The following is a 3,604-nucleotide window of genomic DNA, read 5'->3' on the forward strand; positions in this document are numbered from 1 at the left end:
TTCAAATATAAAGACCAGATCAAGGCAATTGTGGGTCTGGCTGGACCTTACCATTTTGACTATGTGGGCGATCCTTTATCCGAACATGCCTTTGACCACAAGATTTCCTATCAGCAGGTGATGCCTTATTACTTTATTGAACCGAACCACATCAAGCATTATTTGCTTGTGGCGGAACAGGATCAGGTCGTTGAAAGAAAAAACGCGCTTGATCTGGATATTGCCTTAAGACAAAAGGGTAATCATAGCCATATCGCCGTGATTCCAAAGACGGGGCATATTACCATTGTGGCAACACTTGCCAGTCTGATGAGTCATTATTTCAAGACCAAGCGTACCATTCTGCATTTTCTGGAAGAGGCTTTAGAACCCTAAAGACTAAAAAAGCATCGTTTAAGATGCTTTTCTACTTCCTATGACCTGCATGATCATACTGTGGGCAATACTGCCCTTAAACGGAATTTCAGGCAGTTGGTCAAACTTAAAAAATCTGGCATCAGCAATTTCTTCAAGCTGGAGCTGAATGTCACCTGAATCATATTCAGCATGAAAGGCAATCATCAGGTTGCTTGGAAATGGCCACGGCTGACTTGACATATAGCGGATATTTTTAAGCTTGACACCGACTTCCTCAAAGGCTTCCCGTTGTACTGCCTCTTCCAGTGTTTCACCAACCTCAACAAATCCAGCGATTAGACCGTACATATTACTTTTATTATGCGCTGATTTCGCAAGTAAGAGTTCATCATCACCTTTGGTAATGATTGTAATGACACAAGGCTGTACACGTGGGTATTGATGATAGCCACAGGCAGGGCAAACCATAGCATATTCTTTGGAATGGATTTCCGTGGCATGTCCACAGTGGCTACAGAATTTATGGTTACGCCGCCACTCAAGCAGTTGCACCGCACGGCTAGCCTGTAGAAATTCTGTTGTGGACCATAACTGGATTAGTTCCCGAATGGGAATCAGTTGATAGCCATCGGGAACAGATTCATGTTCAAGCAGATCACGTGCAATGACATGATCATTGTGATGGATGGGGAGGTCACTTGCTAACTTTTCAACCTTTGGCAGTTGCAGGTTTTCATCAACTAACAGTTTCTGGTGTTGAAAAATATAAGCAAGTGAGAGCTGAGTCATTATGCGGCGATGTTTTGTAATTGCTGACTGCTTGATAATGCCACATCAAACATAGATTGCAATACAGGTTGTTTATTCTTAAGGTTATCCACCAGTAAATCCAGACCTGCAACCACATTTAAAATGCAGTTCACCTGCTCTGCATCTAAAGCCAGATTCTGGTTTAAGCGATTCTGGGCAAAGTTCGCCGCAGTCAACAATGCTGTCTGTTGAGCAGAACTGCCAAGGAACAGGGCAGCACCAGATAGCTCCTTAAGATACTCTGGCAATGCCTGCAGACTATGTGAGGCTGGATCCTGAACATATAGGCTTAGGGTTTGGGTCAGTGTCTCAATCAGTGTTTTTGTCTCAGTCAACAACGCCTTATGTGCTTCATCTAAACGGTCTAGTGAGATATGCATGTTATTGACACGCAACTGCAAACGGCTAGAGGTGTAGTTACGCTCCAGAATGCCGATTGAGTTCATCGATGCTAGAATACTGTTCATCAACTGCTGTACTGAAGCTACATCCGTTAGTGTATTGGATTGACTGAGTTTTTCAGCCTGCTGGATCAGCTCTTTTGCCGCCTCATTCAGGTTAAGCACCTTGAACACATTTGCAAGCTGGTTCAGCTTGAGTTGTAGCTCCTGAGTTTTCTGAGTTGACATATTCTGATGATTATATTCAATTTCATTACGAATCTGCGCCATTTCATTCGTCATCAACTGGCTGATGGTATGAATGGTTTCATAGTCAGGGCCATACAAATGACGGCTGAGCACCTGCAACTGGGTATCGCTTAATAACTCATCGCCAATGTTGAGCTGTTCACGGATATGCTGGGAAACATCATCTTCCTGACTAATGCAGATGCTGAGAATATCTGCAAGATCACTTAGGTTGCTTTGGTAGGCAGACGGCTGTGCCAGGAATTTGCCAATATTGGTTTCGACCTGAATCAGGGTGCGTAAACGTGCTTCGGTAATTAGTAGTTCATCAATATGGCTTAAACCGACATTAACCAGTTGCCAGTATTGCTGACCTGGAAGATTTGCCACCATACCTGCAAGGTAAACACCCACAAGCTTAATACCCTGCAAGTCCAGAGGCGTTTCCGCCTGCTTGATCAGCTTGTTCAGGCATAGCTTGTAAAGCTGGTGAATATACTGAGAGTGTTCCAGACTTGGGGCCTGTGGCAGGTTAAAGTGTGGGGTAATGCAGTCCAGTAAAGGCTGAATGGTCTGGCCTTCTTTGGTGATTGGTTTACCCAGTGCCTTTTCCAGACGGTTCAGGGTATCCAGCAGGAACTGGGGTACCTTGACTTCACGCAGGCAGATAAACTCAATATAGCGCTTCAGCATGGTGGTGCCTTCACTGAGGGCAACCACATCACTGGTCTTGATTTGCTGCGGTTGAGCCATGATCTTGCGCATCAACTCAGCCGAATACTTGGTGATCTGTGACAAATGCGGCATATCAATCAGGGCAAGCACCTGTGTGCATTGCTCAAACTGATTGAGTGCATCATCAATACCAAAAGGTAAGGCTTGTTCTTCAGCAAGCGTATTAACTGCTGTCTCCACCAATTTAATCGAATTGTCGATTTCATTTTTTATTATTAGTAATGCCGTTGGGTCGAAATGAATCGAGGTTTGGTAAGACATATGACCTACACCTTTCCTGAGTTGTTATATCCATGAACCTCCCGCAACAGGAGATTTAAATGTTCTATAGGCTAATATAGCGTAACTTTGAAAGCTTGAAATACAAAAAATAACATTGATCAGTAAATTTATTTTGCAAAAAAGCAAGGCTTTCCATGTTTCTGTTCAAATTGTTTGACCCATGTCTCATGTTGGGCCAGTTCATCACCCGATGCATAAATGACAGGAAGCTCAATCTGCACACGTTGACGGGTGTTTTTATTTTGACCTTGTTCCGTTTGTGACAGGGCATCTATATCAAAGGAAACCTGTCCACCCGTCATGGCAAGGTAGACATCTGCCAGAATCTCGGCATCTAGTAACGCACCGTGGAAAGTACGGTCCCGCGCAGGAATTTCGTAACGCCTCACCAAGGCATCCAAAGAATTCTTTTGGCCAGGATGCTTATTTTTTGCCAGTGCCAATGTGTCGGTCACTTTACAAACTTCGGAAAGTAAGGGCAGGCCAGCACGCTTGAACTCCATGTCGAGGAAGTTCATATCGAAGGTTGCATTGTGTGCAATGATCTCGGCACCTTTTAAATAGGCAAATAGCGTATCGGCAATTTCTGCATACTTGGGCTTGTCTTGTAGAAAATCGTCGGTGATGCCGTGGATGGCCTCTGAGTCACCAACAGGTTTTTCAGGGTTGATATAAATATGAATCGAGCTACCCGTCAGTTTGCGGTTGATCATTTCAATCGCGCCCACCTCAATAATGCGGTCGCCATCCTGATAATAAAAACCTGTGGTTTCGGTATCCAGAATCAACTG

The 3,604-nt window shown here is 44.2% G+C and carries 3 protein-coding genes and 1 pseudogene; 1 reads left to right on the forward strand and 3 read right to left on the reverse strand.

Annotation, left to right across the window (positions count from 1 at the left end):
• Positions 1-375 (forward strand): annotated as a pseudogene (locus tag B4H32_RS00325) (alpha/beta hydrolase); the annotation flags it as partial.
• A gap of 18 nt (positions 376-393) precedes the next feature.
• Here B4H32_RS00325 and nudC read toward each other — a convergent pair.
• The 3 genes from nudC to dnaQ form a co-directional block, all read right to left on the reverse strand.
• Entirely contained in the window at positions 394-1,146 is a 753-nt protein-coding gene (gene nudC / locus B4H32_RS00330; protein WP_004776810.1) for an NAD(+) diphosphatase, read from the reverse strand.
• Positions 1,146-2,792 (reverse strand): chemotaxis protein, encoded by a 1,647-nt coding sequence (locus tag B4H32_RS00335; protein ID WP_286799028.1) that lies wholly within the window; start codon positions 2,790-2,792, stop codon positions 1,146-1,148. The genes nudC and B4H32_RS00335 overlap by 1 nt, the downstream gene beginning before the upstream one ends.
• A 128-nt stretch (positions 2,793-2,920) precedes the next feature.
• Positions 2,921-3,604: DNA polymerase III subunit epsilon (gene dnaQ, locus B4H32_RS00340; protein ID WP_286799029.1), on the reverse strand; the 684-nt coding region annotated here is incomplete at its 5' end.

The organism is Acinetobacter sp. UBA2063, assembly GCF_002333245.1.
In the GTDB taxonomy this organism is placed as follows: domain Bacteria; phylum Pseudomonadota; class Gammaproteobacteria; order Pseudomonadales; family Moraxellaceae; genus Acinetobacter; species Acinetobacter parvus.

Bases quoted from the DNA above. Each gene is read 5' to 3' on its own strand.
- B4H32_RS00335 (WP_286799028.1), bottom strand. From the start codon at position 2,792: ATGTCTTACCAAACCTCGATTCATTTCGACCCAACGGCATTACTAATA.
- nudC (WP_004776810.1), bottom strand. From the start codon at position 1,146: ATGACTCAGCTCTCACTTGCTTATATTTTTCAACACCAGAAACTGTTA.